The sequence below is a fragment of the Micromonospora sp. Mcm103 genome (assembly GCF_024519755.1).
GTDB lineage: Bacteria > Actinomycetota > Actinomycetes > Mycobacteriales > Micromonosporaceae > Micromonospora > Micromonospora aurantiaca.
In genome coordinates, this window is record NZ_JALJRJ010000002.1 from 150761 (window position 1) to 167665 (window position 16905).

20 protein-coding genes are annotated in these 16905 nt (G+C 73.1%); 8 read left to right on the plus strand and 12 right to left on the minus strand.

Going from position 1 to position 16905, the window contains the following annotated elements:
* Positions 1 to 17 precede the first annotated feature (17 nt).
* On the plus strand, positions 18 to 3155 hold the full coding sequence (locus tag OC439_RS03260) for a BTAD domain-containing putative transcriptional regulator (protein WP_262012120.1): 3138 nt from the start codon (positions 18 to 20) through the stop codon (positions 3153 to 3155).
* On the opposite strand, the gene OC439_RS03265 is transcribed toward OC439_RS03260, so the two are convergent.
* On the minus strand, positions 3139 to 3885 hold the full coding sequence (locus tag OC439_RS03265) for an ABC transporter permease (RefSeq protein WP_262012121.1): 747 nt from the start codon (positions 3883 to 3885) through the stop codon (positions 3139 to 3141). The two genes, OC439_RS03260 and OC439_RS03265, sit on opposite strands and share 17 nt — an antisense overlap.
* Positions 3882 to 4823: an ATP-binding cassette domain-containing protein gene (locus OC439_RS03270; RefSeq protein ID WP_262012122.1), complete on the minus strand. Its 942-nt coding sequence runs from the start codon at positions 4821 to 4823 to the stop codon at positions 3882 to 3884. Before OC439_RS03270 ends, OC439_RS03265 begins: the two co-directional genes overlap by 4 nt.
* Before the next feature lie 93 nt (positions 4824 to 4916).
* Between OC439_RS03270 and OC439_RS03275 the strand changes: the two genes are divergently transcribed.
* The 3 genes from OC439_RS03275 to OC439_RS03285 all read left to right on the plus strand — a co-directional run bounded on the left by OC439_RS03275 (position 4917) and on the right by OC439_RS03285 (position 7605).
* Entirely contained in the window at positions 4917 to 5489 is a 573-nt protein-coding gene (locus OC439_RS03275) for a DUF4240 domain-containing protein (RefSeq protein WP_262012123.1), read from the plus strand.
* 77 nt (positions 5490 to 5566) lie between these two features.
* A complete protein-coding gene (locus OC439_RS03280; protein WP_262012124.1) occupies positions 5567 to 6619 on the plus strand; it encodes a DUF3800 domain-containing protein in 1053 nt (350 codons plus the stop codon).
* Positions 6616 to 7605 (plus strand): BtrH N-terminal domain-containing protein, encoded by a 990-nt coding sequence (locus tag OC439_RS03285; RefSeq protein ID WP_262012125.1) that lies wholly within the window; start codon positions 6616 to 6618, stop codon positions 7603 to 7605. Before OC439_RS03280 ends, OC439_RS03285 begins: the two co-directional genes overlap by 4 nt.
* Positions 7606 to 7608: 3 nt before the next feature.
* On the opposite strand, the gene OC439_RS03290 is transcribed toward OC439_RS03285, so the two are convergent.
* Positions 7609 to 8034, minus strand: coding sequence for a VOC family protein (locus OC439_RS03290; RefSeq protein ID WP_262012406.1), 426 nt, complete (start codon positions 8032 to 8034; stop codon positions 7609 to 7611).
* A 515-nt stretch (positions 8035 to 8549) separates the two neighbouring features.
* On the opposite strand from OC439_RS03290, the gene OC439_RS03295 reads away from it, so the two are divergent.
* On the plus strand, positions 8550 to 9443 hold the full coding sequence (locus OC439_RS03295; RefSeq protein ID WP_262012126.1) for a sulfotransferase domain-containing protein: 894 nt from the start codon (positions 8550 to 8552) through the stop codon (positions 9441 to 9443).
* Between the two features lie 46 nt (positions 9444 to 9489).
* Here the strand turns inward: OC439_RS03295 and OC439_RS03300 are convergent, their stop codons facing one another.
* Positions 9490 to 9954, minus strand: coding sequence for a VOC family protein (locus tag OC439_RS03300; protein WP_018786453.1), 465 nt, complete (start codon positions 9952 to 9954; stop codon positions 9490 to 9492).
* Between the two features lie 154 nt (positions 9955 to 10108).
* Here OC439_RS03300 and OC439_RS03305 point away from each other — a divergent pair, with 154 nt between their 5' ends.
* Positions 10109 to 10819 carry a helix-turn-helix domain-containing protein gene (locus OC439_RS03305; RefSeq protein ID WP_262012127.1) on the plus strand — a complete coding sequence of 237 codons (711 nt, stop codon included), beginning with the start codon at positions 10109 to 10111 and terminating at the stop codon, positions 10817 to 10819.
* Here the strand turns inward: OC439_RS03305 and OC439_RS03310 are convergent.
* Both OC439_RS03310 and OC439_RS03315 read right to left on the minus strand, forming a co-directional pair.
* Positions 10801 to 11379 carry a dihydrofolate reductase family protein gene (locus OC439_RS03310; RefSeq protein WP_262012128.1) on the minus strand — a complete coding sequence of 193 codons (579 nt, stop codon included), beginning with the start codon at positions 11377 to 11379 and terminating at the stop codon, positions 10801 to 10803. The two genes, OC439_RS03305 and OC439_RS03310, sit on opposite strands and share 19 nt — an antisense overlap.
* Before the next feature lie 54 nt (positions 11380 to 11433).
* Positions 11434 to 11898, minus strand: a complete 465-nt coding sequence (locus OC439_RS03315; protein WP_262012129.1) for a rhodanese-like domain-containing protein — start codon at positions 11896 to 11898, stop codon at positions 11434 to 11436.
* A gap of 62 nt (positions 11899 to 11960) precedes the next feature.
* Here OC439_RS03315 and ftrA point away from each other — a divergent pair, with 62 nt between their 5' ends.
* Positions 11961 to 12953, plus strand: coding sequence for a transcriptional regulator FtrA (ftrA, locus tag OC439_RS03320; protein WP_262012130.1), 993 nt, complete (start codon positions 11961 to 11963; stop codon positions 12951 to 12953).
* Here ftrA and OC439_RS03325 read toward each other — a convergent pair.
* From OC439_RS03325 to OC439_RS03345, 5 genes are all read right to left on the minus strand, one after another.
* The gene (locus OC439_RS03325; protein WP_262012131.1) at positions 12926 to 13288 is read right to left on the minus strand and encodes a nuclear transport factor 2 family protein; all 363 of its coding nucleotides are present in this window, start codon (positions 13286 to 13288) and stop codon (positions 12926 to 12928) included. The genes ftrA and OC439_RS03325 overlap by 28 nt on opposite strands.
* Positions 13266 to 13742: an SRPBCC domain-containing protein gene (locus OC439_RS03330; RefSeq protein WP_262012132.1), complete on the minus strand. Its 477-nt coding sequence runs from the start codon at positions 13740 to 13742 to the stop codon at positions 13266 to 13268. The genes OC439_RS03325 and OC439_RS03330 overlap by 23 nt, the downstream gene beginning before the upstream one ends.
* The gene (locus OC439_RS03335; protein WP_262012133.1) at positions 13739 to 14071 is read right to left on the minus strand and encodes an ArsR/SmtB family transcription factor; all 333 of its coding nucleotides are present in this window, start codon (positions 14069 to 14071) and stop codon (positions 13739 to 13741) included. The genes OC439_RS03330 and OC439_RS03335 overlap by 4 nt, the downstream gene beginning before the upstream one ends.
* A 62-nt stretch (positions 14072 to 14133) precedes the next feature.
* Positions 14134 to 14937: an NAD-dependent epimerase/dehydratase family protein gene (locus tag OC439_RS03340; RefSeq protein ID WP_262012134.1), complete on the minus strand. Its 804-nt coding sequence runs from the start codon at positions 14935 to 14937 to the stop codon at positions 14134 to 14136.
* Positions 14938 to 14945: 8 nt separating this feature from the next.
* Positions 14946 to 15395 carry a MarR family winged helix-turn-helix transcriptional regulator gene (locus tag OC439_RS03345; protein ID WP_194800819.1) on the minus strand — a complete coding sequence of 150 codons (450 nt, stop codon included), beginning with the start codon at positions 15393 to 15395 and terminating at the stop codon, positions 14946 to 14948.
* A gap of 194 nt (positions 15396 to 15589) precedes the next feature.
* Here OC439_RS03345 and OC439_RS03350 point away from each other — a divergent pair, with 194 nt between their 5' ends.
* Positions 15590 to 16315, plus strand: coding sequence for a hypothetical protein (locus OC439_RS03350; RefSeq protein WP_262012135.1), 726 nt, complete (start codon positions 15590 to 15592; stop codon positions 16313 to 16315).
* A 40-nt stretch (positions 16316 to 16355) separates the two neighbouring features.
* On the opposite strand, the gene OC439_RS03355 is transcribed toward OC439_RS03350, so the two are convergent.
* Complete coding sequence (locus tag OC439_RS03355) at positions 16356 to 16781, minus strand: iron chaperone (RefSeq protein WP_262012136.1); 426 nt, start codon at positions 16779 to 16781, stop codon at positions 16356 to 16358.
* Positions 16782 to 16905 lie beyond the last annotated feature (124 nt).

Genomic DNA, 16905 nt, shown 5'->3' on the forward strand with positions numbered 1-16905 from the left:
CGTGGCAGGATCGGCGGGTGCAGATCGGGTTGCTCGGGCCGTTCCAGGTCACCACGGACGCCGGTGTCCCGGCCGACGTGCCGGGCGCGCGGCTGCGCGGGCTGCTGGCCGCCCTCGCGCTCCAGCCCGGCCGGGTGGTTCCGAAGGCGGCGCTCGTCGACTGGATCTGGGGCGAGCAGCCGCCCGCCGACGCCGCGAACGCGCTGCAACGGCTGGTGTCCCGGCTGCGCAAGGCCCTGCCGGCGGGCGCTGTCGACGGGCTGCCCGACGGCTACCGGCTCGCCGTGGAGCCCGACGCTGTCGACGCCGTACGGTTCGAACGTCTCGTCCGCCGGGCACGCGACGGGGACGGGACGCAGCGGGTCCGGCTGCTGCGCGAGGCGCTGGGCCTGTGGCGTGGCGACGCGCTTCGCGACGTCGGCCTGCCCGACAGCCCGGCGCTCGACGCGGCGGCCACCCGGCTGGAACGGCTGCGCCTGACCGCGACGGAGGACCGGTACGACGCGGAGATCGGGCTCGGCCGGGAAGCCGACCTGATCCCGGAGCTGACCGACCTGGTGGCGGCCCATCCGGTGCGCGAGCGGCTCGCCATGTCGCTGATGCGCGCGCTGATCGCGGCCGGCCGGGACACCGAGGCGCTGCTGGTCTACCAGCGCACCGCCGACGCGCTCGCCGACGCCCTCGGCGCCGATCCGTCGCCGGAGCTGTCGGCGCTGCACGTCGCCCTGCTGCGCGGCGAGACGGTACGCCGGGAGGACACCCGCCGGACCAACCTGCGCGCCGAGCTGACCAGCTTCGTCGGGCGGGACGCCGACCTCGCCGCCGTGGGCGCGCTGGTGGCCGAGCACCGGCTCACCACGCTCACCGGCCCGGGCGGCTCAGGGAAGACCAGGCTGGCCACCGAGACCGGGCGCGGACTGACCGGCGACCTGCCGGACGGGGTGTGGCTGGTCGAGTTCGCCGCGATCAGCGCCGACGGGGACGTCGTGCAGGCGACGATCTCCGGGCTCGGCCTACGGGACGCGCTGCTCGGCGACGCGGGCAGCGCGGAACCGGTCGACCGGCTGGTGGCGGCGATCCGGGACCGGGAGATGCTGCTGATCCTGGACAACTGCGAACACGTCGTCGAGGCGGCGGCGACGCTGGCGCACCGGCTGCTCGGCGAGTGTCGGCGGCTGCGCATCCTGGCCACCAGCCGGGAACCACTGGGCATCACCGGGGAGGCGTTGTGGCCGGTCGCGCCGCTGGGCCTGCCCGGTGGCGACGCCACTGCCGCCGAGGTCGAGTCGTCGCCCGCCGTGCGCCTGCTGCGGGACCGGGCCGCCGCCGTCCGCCGCGACCTGGCGTTCGACGACCACACGTCAGCGACCATGGCGCGGATCTGCCGCGCGCTCGACGGGATGCCGCTGGCGATCGAGCTGGCCGCGGCGCGGCTGCGCACCATGTCCGTCGACCAGCTCGCCACCCGGCTCGACGACCGGTTCCGGCTGCTCACCGGCGGCAGCCGGACCGCCTTGCCCCGGCACCGGACGCTGCGCGCCATGGTCGACTGGAGCTGGGAACTGCTCACCGACGCCGAACGCGCGGTGCTGCGGCGGCTGTCGGTGTTCTCCGGCGGGGCGGGCCTGGACGCGGCCGAGCGGGTCTGCGCCGGCGGCGCCGTCGAGCCGGGCGACGTGCTCGACCTGCTCACCGCGCTGACCGAGAAGTCGCTGCTGGTCGCCGCCGGCGACGTCGGGCCGCGCTACCGCATGCTCGGCACGATCAAGGAGTACGCCGCGCAGCGGCTCGCCGAGGCGGGGGAGGAGGATCTCGCGCGCCACGCGCACCTGGCGTACTTCACCGCGCTGGCCGAGGCGGCCGAGCCGCGGCTGCGCCGCGCCGACCAGCTCACCTGGCTCGCGCGGCTCGAAGCCGAGCACGACAACGTCACCGCCGCGATGCGCGGGGCGCTCGCCGCGGGTGAGGGGCGCGAGGCGATGCGGCTCGCGGCCGGCGCCGGCTGGTACTGGTGGCTCGGCGGCCACCGCAGCGAGGGAATGGAACTGATCATCGCGGCCACCGAGGCGCCGGGCGAGGTGCCCGACGACATCCGCGCCGTGGTGTACGGGCTCGTGGTGCTGTTCCTCAGTTCCGGGCCGGGCGACGCGCAGCACGCGGCGGAGTGGATCCACAAGGCGTACCGGTTGAGCGACGAGGGCCGCGGCAGCCACCCGGAGCTGGCCCTGGTCGTGCCGATGGAGCGGATGCTGCGGGAGCCGGACGCGCTGCTGCCCGCCTGGGAGTCGCTGCTCGACCACGACGACCCGTGGGTACGCGCGCTGGCCCGGCTGCACCTGGGCAAGCTGCGGGTCATCCTCGGCATCGAGGCGGCGCAGGCGGAGGCGTGCCTGCGGCAGGCGCTCGCCGAGTTCCGGGCCGTGGGCGAACGCTTCGGGATCTCGTTCGCGCTCAGCGAGCTGGCCGAGCTGATCGCCGTACGCGGTGACGTCGCCGCCGCCTGCGACTACTACGAGCAGGCGGTCACGGCGGTCACCGAGGTCGGCGCCGTCGAGGACGTGATCCGGATGCGGGCGCGGCTGGCCTGGCTGTACCGGCTGAGCGGCGACGGGACGGCGAGCGCCGCCGCGCTGGCCGAGGCGCACCGGCTCGCCGCCGGGGTCGCCTGGCCGGGCGCCCTGGCCGAACTGGCGCTGGTCCGGGCGTACCTGGCCCGCCACGACGGTGACGCGGACGAGGCGTACGCGCAGCTGCGGTCGGTGTCGGCGCTGCTCGGCGACGAGGCGAACCTGGCGGGCGTCCGGGCCGGCATCGAGGATCTGCTGGGCTACCTGACCGACGACGCCGAGCAGTCCCGTACCCATCGGGCGGCGGCGTGCCGGGCGGCGCGCGAGGGTGGCTACGCGCCGCTGACCGCGCAGGTGCTCGTCGGTGTCGCCGACCTGGCGTTGCGGCTGGACCGGCCGGACCAGGCGGCGCGGCTGCTCGGCGCCGCCACCGCGGTACGCGGGCAGCCCGACCGCACCCACCCCGACGTGCCCCGGATCGAGGCGGCGGCGCGCGACCGCCTCGGCGACGCGGGGTTCGCCGAGGCGGTCGCACAGGGCCGGGAGACCGGCTGGGAGCGGCTGGTCGAGGTCACGCTCGTTTGGTGAACGTGGACCGCGCCCACAGGTAGCCGACCACCGCGATGCCGGCGCACCAGGCGAGCGCGGGGATCACGTCGCCGGCCGACGGCGCGCCCTCGAGCAGGCCGCGCAGGGTCTCGATGATCGGCGTGAACGGCTGGTACTCGGCGATCTGCCGCAGTCCCGGCCCCATCTTGTCGGCGGGCACGATCGCGCTGCTGAAGAACGGCAGCAGGACCAGCGGCACGGAGGCCATGCCCGCCGACTCCGGCGACTTGGCGAACAGGCCAAGCGCGACCGTGAACCAGCTGACCGCGACGCTGAGCAGCACCACCATGCCGGCCGCACCGAGCCAGTGCAGCGGTCCGGCGGCCGGGCGGAAGCCGAGCAGGAACGCCACCCCGACCAGGGCCGCGACCGCGAGGACGTTCGTCAGCACGGTGGCCACGACGTGGCCGGTCAGCACCGCGCCCCGGGAGACGTGCATGACCTTGAACCGGTTGATGATGCCCTTGGTCATGTCGGAGTTCACCGACGTCGCGGTGCCGCCGAGGCCGTAGCAGACCGCCAGCAGCATCAGGCCCGGCGTCGCGTAGTCGACGTAGTCGACGCCGACGGAGAACGCGTCGCCGAGCATGTACACGAACATCAGCATCACGATGATCGGCATCAGCACCGCGTTGAACACCGACGTGGGGTTACGGCGCAGGTGCGTCAGGTTGCGGCGCAGCATGACGACCGAGTGGTTCCTGCTCATTTCGCGGCCACCTCCGTGGTACGGCCCGTCAGGGCCAGGAAGACGTCGTCGAGGTCGGGGGTCTGTACGGACAGGTCGCCGGCGCTGATCGCGTGCGCGTCGAGCCGGTCGAGCAGGGCGCGCAACGAGGCGGTTCCGCCGTCGGTGGGCACGCGCAGCGCCAGCGCCTCCTCGTCGCGTACCGCCTCGGGCAGCACCAGCGCCGCCGCGTCCAGTTCGGCGCCGGTGCCGAACCGCAACCGCACGTGCGTGCCGGGGATCCGGCGCTTCAGCTCCTCCGGCGTGCCCTGGGCGACCAGCCGGCCCTGGTCGAGCACCGCGATCCGGTCGGCGAGGCGGTCGGCCTCGTCGAGGTACTGGGTGGTGAGGAAGACGGTCACGCCGCCGGCGACCAGTTCCCTGATGATCGACCACATGGTGCGCCGGCTGCGCGGGTCCAGCCCGGTCGTCGGCTCGTCCAGGAAGATGATCCGCGGCTCGCCGACCAGCGTCATCGCCAGGTCCAGCTTGCGGCGCATGCCCCCGGAGTACGTCGACACCAGCTTGTCGGCGGCCTCGACCAGGTCGAACCGTTCCAACAGCTCGGCGACGACCCGCTTGCCGGTCACGCGGTTACGCGGACCGAGGTCGACCATCAGTTGCAGGTTCTCCCGCCCGGTGAGCAGTTCGTCCACCGCCGCGAACTGCCCGGTCACGCCGATCGCCGCGCGGACCGCCTTGGCCTCGGTGGCCACGTCGTGCCCGGCCACCCGCACCGACCCGGCGTCGGCGCGGATCAGCGTGGTCAGGATGTTCACAGTCGTCGTCTTGCCGGCCCCGTTCGGGCCGAGCAGCGAGAAGATCGTCCCGGCGGGGACGTCCAGGTCGATGCCGTCGAGCACCACCCGGTCCTTGTACGCCTTGCGCAGCCCGGAGACCGCTATCGCTGAACTCGTCATGCGACCACCATGGGCGGCCGTACCGCCACCGCCCTGACACGGCGCTGACACGGGCGCTGACAGCTTGTCGGTGGGCCGGCGTACGGTCGCGCCGTGGATCGGGAGACGTTCTGGGACATCGTGGAGCGGGCGCGTCGCGCCGCGGGACGCGAGACGGTCACCGCCGAGGGAGCCGACGCGGTGGCCCGGCATCTGGTCGCGGAGCTGTCGGTGCTGAGTCCGGCGGCGATAGTGGGCTTCGAGCAGGCGTACGACGACGTGACCGAGGAGGGGTGGCGCTGGGACCTGTGGGCGGCCGCCTACCTGATGCGCGGCGGCTGCTCGGACGACGGGTTCGACTACTTCCGCGGCTGGCTGGTCGCGCAGGGGCGGGCGGTCTGGGAGCGGGCCGTAGCCGATCCCGACTCCCTCGCCGACGCCGGTGTCGACCCGGACGACGACGCGGTCGAGTGCGAGGCGGTGCTGAGCGCGGCGGGCGACGCGTACGCCGCGGCGACCGGCACCGACACCGACGCGTTCTGGGAGGCGCTCGCCGCCGCCGACCGCGCTGCTCCCCCCGGCCCGGCGCCGGCCGACCCGGCCGGTGAGGACTTCGACTTCGACGACGACAAGCAGATGCGCGCCCGCCTGCCGCGCCTGGCGGCGATCTACCGGCCGGTGGAATGAGGCGTCACGGCCCGCCGCCGACCCGATCCGGGTTAACCGCTGGTCCACCGCGGGCCGGGTGGGCGAGCATGGTCGGCATGGCCGGGTCGACGGGTGCGAGGCTGCCGCTCCAGGGCGGGCTGCCACCCGGCGAGGCGCTGACCGGCGCGGTGCGGGAGATCGCCTGCGACGAGTCCGGCTTCTCCGGCACCAACCTGCTCGACCCGGCCACCCCGGTGATCGTCCACGCCGGCGTCGACCTGACCCGTGACGAGGCCGCCGCGTTGATCAGTACGCTGCGGTCCGGGTTCCGGTTCTCGCCCGACGAGGTCAAGTCGCGGCAGTTCCTGCGCCGCCGCGAAGCCGCCGAGGCGGTGCAGTGGTTCCTGTCGGCGTTGCGCGGCCGGGCGCACGTACACCTCGTCGACAAGGAGTTCTTCCTCGCCACCCGCGTCGTCGACCTGCTGCTGGCCGAGCCGTCGTATGCGGCTGGCACCCGGCTTTCCGGTGACCGGCGACCGGCGGCGGCGCTGCACCGGGCCGGGCGGGCGGCCGGGCCCGGCTGGGCGGCCTTCCTCGCGGCAGTGGTCGAGATGCTGCGCACCAAGCGGCGGGACCGGGCGGACGACCGGAGCGTCGAGCGGTTCTTCGCGGCGCGGGACGCGCTGCGGCGCCACGTCGGCGACGCGCAGGCCGGCGCGGTCCTCGACGCGCTCGACCCGGCCCGGGTGGCAGCCGTGCAGGCCCGGTTGTACGCGGGCGACCGGACGATCCCGCCACCGCTGGAGCCGCTGCTGCCGGCGCTGGCCGAGACCGTGCTGCACTGGAGCGCCGGTCGGCGGCGGGTGCTGGTGATCCACGACGAGCAGAGCGCCCTCACCGAGGACCGGCTGCGCCGCCTCCAGGCGGTACTGGCCGCGCGCGACCCGGCCGGCCCGTCGCCGCTGGCGGGGCTGGTGATGACCGACTCGCGCGACGACCCGCGCGTCCAGGCCGCCGACCTGCTCGCCGGGGTGGCCCGCCGGATGTCCGGCACCCCGGGCGACGGGCCGCTGCGCCCGCTGCTGTCCCCGGCCCCCGGCCACGACCCGGGCGCCGTCGTCGCGACGCACGACCCGAACGCCGTGACGGCGGAACAGGAGCCGACGTGATCCTTGACAACGTGACACCTCGCGCCGGGGTGCACTGCGAGACCACCACGCTCGGGGTGCTGACCCGGCACGCCGGCCTGGACCTCTCCGAGCCGATGCTGTTCGGCCTCGGCGAGGGGCTCGGCTTCGTCTACTGGGACGCCAAGGGCATGGACGTGCCGTTCCTCGGCGGGCGCACCAAGCCGCTGTGCGTGACCCGGGCCGCCGCCGGCCGCCTCGGCCTGGACCTGCGCGTGCGGGAGACGACGTCGGCGGCCAGGGCGTGGCGGAACGTCACCGACGCGCTTGACGCCGGTCAGCCGGTCGGCCTGCAACTCGACTCGTACCACCTGGACTACTTCACCACCAGGGTCCACTTCGGCGGGCACACAGTCGCGATGTACGGCTACGACGACACGCACGCCCACCTGGTCGACACCGCCCAGCAGGGCGGCGCGGTGACCACCACGCTGGACAGCCTGGCCCGGGCCCGCGCCGCGCGTGGGCCGATGACCGCGCGCCACCTGTCGTACACGCTCACCGCGCCCGGCGCCCCGCCGGACCTGGACGCCGCCGTCCGCGCGGCGGTCCGCGCCAACGCCGGGGCGTTCCTCGACCCGCCGATCGCCAACCTCGGCCACCGAGGGATCGCCACCGCCGCGGCCCGGGTGACCCGCTGGCTGGGCCGCGCCGCCGACCCGGCCCGTGACCTGCCGCTCGCCGCGACGCTGATGGAACGCGGCGGCACCGGCGGCGCGCTGTTCCGCGCCCTGTACCGGGACTTCCTCGCCGAGGCCGCCACCGTCACCGGCGACGCCCACCTGCGCCGGGCACATCTGATGTACGCCGACATCGCCCCGCTGTGGACCGCCGTGGCCGACCACATCGCGGCCGCCGGGCGGACCGGCGACGCCGTGCACCTGACCCGCGCCTCGGCGGTCCTGGCCGACCTGGCCGTCCGCGAACGCGAGGCGATGACGGTGCTGGCCGCCTTGGACGCCGGGTAGCGGTCAGCCGAGCTGCTGGGCCAGCGCCACGATGACGCCCGCCGGGCCGCGCAGGTAGCACAGCCGGTAGACGTCGCCGTAGTCCGCCACCTCACCGATCAGCTCGCCGCCGTGGGCCCGCAGCCGGGCCACCGTGTCGTCGACGTCGTCCACGGCGAACATGACCGACCGCAGGCCCAGCGTGTTCGGCGGCGCGTCCGGCGGTTCGGCGGCGACGAGCGCCGGCGCCCGGAACCGCGTCAGTTCGAGCTTGCCGTGGCCGTCCGGCGTCCGCATCATCGCAATGTCGACCCGCACGCCGTCGATGCCGTTGACCCGGTCCACCCAGGCCCCCTCCACCGGCATCTCGCCCTCCACCTCCATGCCGAGTTCGGTGAAGAACGCGATCGCGGCCGGCAGGTCGTCCACCACGACGCTGACGTGATCCATCCGCTGAAGCGTCACGCCCCGAGCATAGGGCGACGTCCGGCCCGGTCAGCTCATGTCGAGCGTGTACGCCGCCTCCCGCACGTCGGCGTCGGGGTGACGGCGCAACCCGGTCAGCAGGGTCCCGCCACGGCGTCCTCCAGCCGAACTCCGACCCGTGCGCGTCGAGCGTCACCGCGAACAGCCCGCCGGCCAGGTCGCCGCGCCCGGCGAGGTGGGCCACCGTGTCGGCGAGGGCCGCCGGGTCGGGCCGCCGTCGCGTGGTGAGCAGACGACGGCGGACGTGTTGCGCGCCGGGACCTGACCCTCGCGCTTATTCCGCAATTCCTAGAGAAATTGTAGATTTTCAGCGTTCTCCCAGCTGGCCGGGATTGACATTAATCGGACCGTCGGGGATATTCCTAGCGGCGCGTCGGGGCGCGGGGCGGAGCAGGCGAAGTCTGCGGACTTCACCTGCGTGACGTGCGGAAAGGTGTTCGTGCTGCCCCTGCTCCGCGGGGTCCGGATGAGGTTGGGAAATGATTAATCGGGCCGTCGAATTCGCCAAGCACAATTCGCCGAATTCTCTGCGCGTCAAGGCCCGGCGGGCGCAGATGGAAGCGCGCAACGCCCGCATGCGACTCACCGTTCCGGTGGTGGCACGCAGCGAGTTCGACAACATCTTCCACTGCACCGTCCGCAAGACCGGCAGCCAGTGGATCAAGGCGTTGTTCAGCGACCCGGCCGTCTACCGCCACTGCGGGATGCTGCCCTACGACCCGCGCTTCTACGCTGGCGGGGCGACCGCGCCGGTGCCGGCCGGCCGTATCGGCCTGGCGATCTTCCTCTCCCACAAGCGGTTCGAGGCGGTGCCCAAGGCCGGCAGTTACCGCGCGTTCTTCGTGATCCGCGACCCGCGCGACGTCGTCGTCTCCAGCTACTTCTCGCTGCGCAACTCGCACGCCCCGATGGGTGACATCCCGCAGGCACGCAAGGCCCTCCAGGAACTGCCGAAGAAGGAGGGCATGCTCTACGTCATCGACCGGCTGCGCGACAAGAAGCAGTTCGGGCAGATGCGCTCCTGGGCGGTCGCGCCGAGCGACGAGACGTTCCGGCTGTTCCGCTACGAGGACCTGACCGGCGAGCGGCAGGCCGACGAGGTCGACCAGCTCATGCGGCACTGCGGGATCACGCTGCCGCCGGCCGAGCTGGAGGCGCTGCTGGCCCGCTACAGCTTCACCAAGATGAAGAAGTCGAAGGAGACCCCGGGGCGGATCTCCCACTACCGCAAGGGCGCCTCCGGCGACTGGCGCAACCACTTCGACGACGACATCTACGCCGCGTACACGAAGGCGGCCGGTGACCTCGCGGAGATCCTCGGCTACCCCGCCCGCGACGACGAGCGGAACGGGCAGGGGTCCGCCGCCCGGTAGTGCGGTGACGGCGGTACGGTGCTCGTACCGCTCGGAAGAGGGCGCATCACGAGCCCGCCTGCCCGAACCACAGATCGTGGACAGACTGCAAGCCGTCGTGCGTCGAGTCGGTCACCCGGAAGAACTTCCACGCATAGCCGAACGGGTCCTCGAACTCGACGTACCTTTCTCCCCATGGTGCGTTCGCCGGGCCGGCACTGATGACGCAGCCAGCAGCTTCACACCGCAGGGCCGCCTCGTCGATGTCGTCGACCTCGAGCCCGATGACAACGCCGAGCCCGCGCGGGCCGGTCTTCGTCTGACGTTCCCGGGCGCTGTCCGGGAACGGGATGCCGACCAGCGCGTCGACCAGCAACTGCAACGGACCCCGCCGGAGGATTGCCATGGCGAGACCACCATCAGCGCCAGGCACCGTGCCCACCGGGACGAAACCGAAACTCTGATACAACGTCGAGGCCGCCGTGACGTCACTGACCCGCAGCGCGACCCGTACCGGTGGCTCGTCGGTCATCCCGCGACGCTAGCGATTCGGCACACTGCGCGCAACGCTCACCCAACCGGTCCATTCCACCTCCGTATCTCGACCGTCCTATCGGAAATGCGAAGGATCGTGCGAGGCGGTGAGCGAATGATCCCCACCTGGGCCGCCGCCGTATGCTCCTGCCGTGGAGCTGCGGTTCACCACGCGGGCGTCCGACTCGGCCTGGATCGACACCGTGTGGACCTGCGTCAGCGACCGGGTCGACGAGATGACCTCGGTGGCGACGCCGTGCTGGGGACTCGTGTTCTGGCAGCGCGACGGGCGCTCCTACGCGGCCGTCTCCGGCCCCGAGACCGCCACCGGCGCCGCGCCGGTGCCAGAGGGCGCCACGTTCGTCGGCATCGAGTTCGCGGTGGGCACCTCGCTGCGGCTCGTACCCACGCCGGCCCTGGTGGACGGCGGCGCCGAGCTGCCCGACGTGGGCCGCCGCACGTTCCGGCTCGACGGCGGCCGGTGGGAGACACCCGGTCCGGACGACGCCGAGGCCCTGGTGGAGCGGCTGGTCCGCGCCGGTGTGGTGGTCCGCGACCCGCTGGTCACCGAGACGTTGCGCGGCGGCCGTCCACCGGCGTCACCGCGTACCCTCGAACGCCGGTTCCGGGCGGCGACCGGGCTGACCCGGGGCGCGGTGCGGCAGATCGACCGCGCGCGCCGGGCCGCGGTGCTGCTGGCCGCGGGCGGCCCGCCCGCCGACGCGGTCACCACCTTCGGGTACGTGGACGAGCCGCACCTGGCCCGCGCGCTGCGCCGGTACGTCGGACGGACGGCCGGTGAGCTGCGTGCGGGCGCCGGTGGGGCGATCGCGCTGGACCCGGCTCAGCGGGTCACGTCGTAGATGAGCTTGACGACGCCGTTGGGGTAGGTGGCCGAGTCGCGCAGACGCAGCGTCTGCCGGTCCCGGTCCGCCTGGCTGAACAGGCCCTTGCCGGCGCCGAGCAGCACCGGGAAGACGAGCAGGTGGTACCTGTCGATCAGGTCCGCCTCGGCGAGACGGCGGGCGAGTTCGGCGCTGCCGTGGATGAAGATGTCGCCGCCGTCGCCCTGCTTGAGCGCGGCCACGTCGGCGGTGTTCCGAAGGATCGTCAGCAGCCCCCAGCCGTCGATCAGCGCGTCGTCGGGCAGGGTGGACGACACCACGTATTTGGGCAGGTCCCGGTAGGCGGCGTGGTCCTCGGAGTCGCGCCAGGTCGGCGCGAACGCCTCGTAGCTGCGGCGGCCGAACATCAGCGCCGTGGTCTGTGCCAGTTCCTCGCCCTTGAGCGAGAACGCCTCGGGCAGGAACTCGATGTCCTTGACGACCCAGCCGCCGCTGCGGTGGTCCTCGCCCGGGCCGCCGCCGGGGGAGTCCACCACGCCGTCGAGCGACATGAATCCGGTGTAGACGAGATCACGCATGCGGCAATGCTAGGAACGGCCACCACCTGCCGTCTTGTACGGAACCGACACGCCTCAGCAGCCACACGTCGCGCCGGCCGGCGCGGTGAGGTCGTCGGCGGGCCGCCGGACCAGCCCTGCCTCGGTGCGTACCGGGAAGCCTTCCCGCACCCAGTACTCGTACCCGCCGATCATCTCCTTGACCGGGCGACCGAGCCGGGCGAACTCCCGCGCCGCGCGGGTCGCGCCGTTGCAGCCCGGCCCCCAGCAGTAGGTGACCACAGTGGCGTCCGCCGGGAGCAGCTCGCCCGCCCGGCCGGCGATCTCCGCGGTGGGCAGGTGCACGGCACCGGGGATGTGCCCCTGCCGCCACGCCGGGAGGGAGCGCGAGTCGACCACGACCAGGCCGGTCACGCCCGCCTCCAGGTCGGCGTGCACGTCGCTGACGTCGGCCTCGAAGGCGAGCCGGGCCGAGAAGTGGGCGAGGGCGTCGGCGGGGCGGGCGGCGGGGATGCGCAGGACGTTCGACATGGCACTCATCGTGGTGGCCGTCGTCCGGCCGCTCCAGTGGCGTGAGCGACGCCAGTCGCTAAGATCCCGCCATGAATCGCGCCACCGTGGCGGTGCTCGCGTACCAGGGCATGTCGGTGTTCGAGACCGGCATCGTCACCGAGGTCTTCGGCCTGCCCCGCCCGGAGTTCGACGTGCCCTGGTACGAGCTGACCGTCTGCGCGGAGACCCCCGGCGCGGTGCGGCTGGTCGGCGGCGCAACCCTGCACACCGGCCACGGCCTCGACGCGTTCGCCGCCGCCGGCACGCTGATCGTGCCGGGCGTCGCCGACGTGCACGCCGACCCGTCACCGGCGCTCACCGGCGCGCTCCGCGCGGCCCACCGGCGCGGCGCCCGGATCGTGTCGATCTGCTCGGGCGCGTTCGCCCTGGCTGGCGCGGGACTGCTCGACGGCCGCCGCGCCACCACCCACTGGCGGTACGCCGACCTGCTCGCCCGGCGCCACCCGGCGGTACGCGTCGACCCGGACGTGCTCTACGTCGACGACGGGGACATCCTCACCGGCGCCGGCAGCGCTGCCGGTCTGGACCTCTGCGTCCACCTGGTACGCCGCGACCACGGCCCGACGATCGCCAACGCGGTCGCCCGCCGGCTGGTCGTACCGCCGCACCGCGAGGGCGGCCAGGCGCAGTTCATCGAGGCGCCGGTGCCCGGCGACCCGGAGGACGACCGGCTCGCCGCGAGCATGTCCTGGGCGCTGGCGAACCTGAACACCCCGATCACCGTCGACCGGCTGGCGCGGCGGGCGCACATGTCGGCCCGTACCTACCTGCGGCACTTCGCGCGGGCCACCGGCACCAGCCCGATCCGCTGGCTGATCGACCGGCGCGTCCAGGCCAGCCTGCCGTTGCTGGAGACGACCACCGCGCCGATCGAGGAGGTCGCCGCGGCAGTGGGGTTCGAGACGGCGGTGACGTTCCGGCACCACTTCGCCGCCGCGATGCGGACCTCGCCGTCGGCGTACCGCCGGGCCTTCACCGGGGCGTTGGGCGGTGCTCACGCGCCAGGCAGCGGGACGACGTAGGAGTCGACGCGGGCGATCAGCCCGTCCCGGAACGTGAACAGGTCGTTGAAGGCGAACCGGAACGGCCCGTGCTCGACGCTGACGCCCCGGCCCTCGCCGGTGACCACGACGACCGGCCCGTCCTCGTGCACGCGTTCGATGTCGAGCTGCGGGCTGCCGGTGAACGCCGGGTTCTCGATCTCGCCGTCGAACTCCGCCCGGCCCCGGGTGGTGCGGTGGCCGTGGATGACCCACTCGACGTCGTCGGTGAGCGTGGCGAGGATGCGTTCGTGGTCGCTCGCCCGGAAGCCGTCGAAGTATTCGGCGACCAGGTCACGCTGGGTTGCTCGGGTCACTGGTGTCTCCATCGTCGTGGCGTCGGAGGTGGGCGGCGAGGGCGTCGAGGATCGAGGCGAGCCCGTCGGCTGCCTGGTCGGTGCGCAACTCGGGCGGGAGCTTGCGCTGGTGCACGGTGAGGTCGGTGCCGTGCCCGGCGGGCCGCAGCGTGACGGTGGTGCGCAGGCCGGTGACCGGCTCGTCGAACACCAGCTCACGCGGCTTGTCGACGCTCACGTAGACGAACCGCAGGCGCCCGGTCCGGCCGTCCGGGGCGCGGGTGTCGAGCGCGAACTCGCCGCCCGGTCGCAGGTCGACGGACACCGACTCCGCCGGCACCGTGGCGTGCGAGCCGCCCCAGAACGCGGCGATGCCGGACGGTGAGGTGAAGGCCTCCCACACCCGGTCCGGCAGGGCGGGCAGGTGGCGCCGCGCGATCAGCTCGTCGCCGTGCCGTTCGGTACGGGCCCTCAACGGGTCGCCTCCGGATCGGATAGGTGCGTCTCCAGCGCCTCGAGACGGTCGTCCCAGGCGCGCCGCTGCTCGTCGATCCACGTACTCAGCCGGGCGAGCCGGTCGACCCGCAGCCGGCACGGCCGCCGCGTGCCCTCTCGTCGCTGCTCGACCAGGCCGCACCGGCGCAGCACGCCGACGTGGTGGGAGATGGCCTGCGGCGTCAGGTCGAACGGCTCACCCAGCTCGCCCACTGTGGCCTCACCCCGGGCGAGGCGGGTCACCAGGGCGCGGCGGACCGGGTCGCCGAGGGCGGCGAAGGCGAGATCGAGGTCCGGATCGGAGCGCATGCCCTCACGCTATCGCAAACACACGTTTGCGCAAACGATCCTTTGTTGATGCTGGCGCCGGGTCAGAGCGCGCCGCTGCGGACAGCCTCGTAGATGGTGCTGATCGTCGGTGTGAAGCCGAGGCTGCGGGCGAGGCTGATGTCCATCTGCCCCCGCCACGGCTGACTGAGCGGTTCGGCGGAGGAGCCGTAGGAGTAGCCGACGAGCTGGGACATCTCGTAGATGCTCAGGGGCGACTCGTCGGCGATGTTGACGGTGCGGTTGTCGAAGGCGCCCGTGAGGGCCAGTGCGAACGCCGTGGCGATGTCGGCGTGGTGGCAGACGCTCAGTCTCTGTGCCGGGTGCCACCCCATGCCGGCCGCGAGTTCGGGCAACGATTCGAGGTGCCCGTCCCGGTCTCCGTAGATGAAGGGAAGCCGCAGGATGCCCCAGGTGAGCCCGCTGGCGCGAAGCAGCTGCTCGGCTTCGATCTTGCTGGCGGGGTAGGCGAGCGTCGGCGCGACGGGGTCGTCCTCACGCCCGGGGTGCGTGCTCTCGGCACCGTAGACGTTGGAGGTGCTGGCCAGCAGGAACCGGGCCTTCGGCGCGTGCTTCTCAACGGCGGCGATGAGATTGCGGGTGCCGTCCCGGTTGACGGCCCAGATCTGGTCGTCGTCGCGGGTGCGGAAGACAGCGGCCAGGTGGATGACAGCGGTGACGGCTTCCACGGCTGCCGGCAGGGATTCGGGGCTGAGGACGTCACCCTCGACGCGCCGTACGCCTTCGGGCGCTACTTTTCCGGGACGGACGAGGGCGCGGCACTCGACACCCGCCGCGGTGAGTCGCCCGAGCAGGCGGGAGCCGACGAGGCCCGTTCCGCCGGTCACGAGAACGGTCATGATCCGTGCTCCTTCCGGTAGTCGATGAGTCGTCTGGTCGCGCCGCTGAGGACGCGATTCATGGTCTCGATGTCCGCGGGGTCGACTCCGCCGAAGGCGACTTCCGCGATCAACGCCATCGGATCGGGGAGCGAGTGCCACAGGTTCACGCCGGCCGGCGTGATGTGCAGCTGCTTCTGACGCTGGTCGTCCGGGTCGGGTACCTGTTCGATCAGGCCTTTGCGGACGAGCGCTGCGATGACCGCGCTGAGGGTCGCCCGTTCGACCTCGAGTTCGCGGGTGAGGGTGCGCTGGCCGACCGGCCGGCCCTCACTCAGCCGGTACAACACGTACCACTGGGTGTTCCCGAGATCGTAGGGGCGCAGCACGGACTCCATGAGGGCCCGGCTGGCGAGGAAGTACTTCTTCGCCCAGACGCCCGGAGCGTCCAGCTCGTAGGCGTTCATGTCGTTAGGCACCTGACAACATTGTCAGGTGCCTAACGACATGTCAAGAGGCGGCGCGCCGGAACGAGGCGGGGTGCCCGGCAGTTGGATGAGCAGGGACGGGCGCGCCGTTTCGGGCGGCGTGGCATCGGGAACGTCGTCGGGACGGGCACGGGACGGAGGTCGACATGAGGACACCGAGTCGCCGTAGGCGAATGCTTGGCGTACCCCTGCTCGTCACCGCGCTGCTGGCCGGCGCGTGCGGCGACGGCGGTGGGAACGACGGCGGTGGGAACGACGGCGGCGCCGCTGGCACGAGCGCGACCTCGGCGACCACCCCCGCGACGCCGGAGACGTCGCAGTCGTCCGGCGGGCCCGTGACGATCCCGACGTCCGCCTTCGTCGACCTGCCGCCGGAACTGCGCAAGACCGCCGCCCAGCCGACCGACGTCGCCGACGCGCTGCCCGAGCTGTGCGACAAGGAGTTCCGCAGCGGCGGTCGGTCGGTCACCGCGAGCGCCGCGATGATGAGCACCTACAAGCAGCCGAAGGACCCGCCGGAGAACGTCCCCTACGGCACGCTGCACCAGACCGTCTTCGCGTTCGAGGGCACCGGCGCCGCCGACTACCTGCGCCGGGTGCGCGGGGCGGTGGCGGACTGCCGGTCGTTCCAGGCCTCGGGCGGCACCGTCACCGTCGTGTCCCGGCCGATGGCCGGGACCGGGGACGAGGCCCTGCTGGTCACGGTGAGCCGGCCCGCTACCGGCCTGGACGGCAGCCCGGCCCAGGGCCGGAGCACCAGCCAGATCCTCGTGATCCGGGTCGCCGACGCGGTGACTGTCGTGCACGACCAGGGCTGGGAGGGCACCAGCACCGACCCCGGCCTGGCCGACGACATCGCCCGGGCCGCGGTCCGCGGCCTCGACTCCTGGCAGCGCTGACGTCGCCGGCCGCGCCCGCCTGGCCGCGCCGCCGGCACGATCAGGACACGGCGGTACGCACCAGCTCGGTGAGCTTCTTCTCCACCTCCGGGCTCCACCGCACCAGCGCGAACGACGCCGGCCACATGTCGCCGTCGTCGAGGTTCGCCGCCTCCTGGAAGCCCACTGTCGAGTAGCGGTACTTGAACTTCCCCGCGTCCTGGAAGAACACGACGATCTTGCCGGCGGCGTTCGCGTACGCGGGCATGCCGTACCAGGTCTTCGCCGACAGGTCCGGCGCGGCGGCGGTGATCGTGGCGTGCACGCGCTCGGCCAGCTTCCGGTCCTCCGGCGCCATCTGCGCGATCCGGTCGAGCACCGCCTGGAGGTCGTCGGCCTTCTTCGCGCCCTTCTTGCCCTCGGCGCGCAGCTCGGCCGCGCGCTCCTTCATCGCGGCGCGTTCCTCGGCGCTGAACCCGTCGGACATCTCGATCCCCCCTCGTGACTCGCGGTCCGCGTGGTGCCGACCGCCCGATGACAACGCTATGGCGCGGCGGTGACGGCGCGCTTCTCGATTCCTGATCACCTGCCGGGACCACGGCGACCCGGCG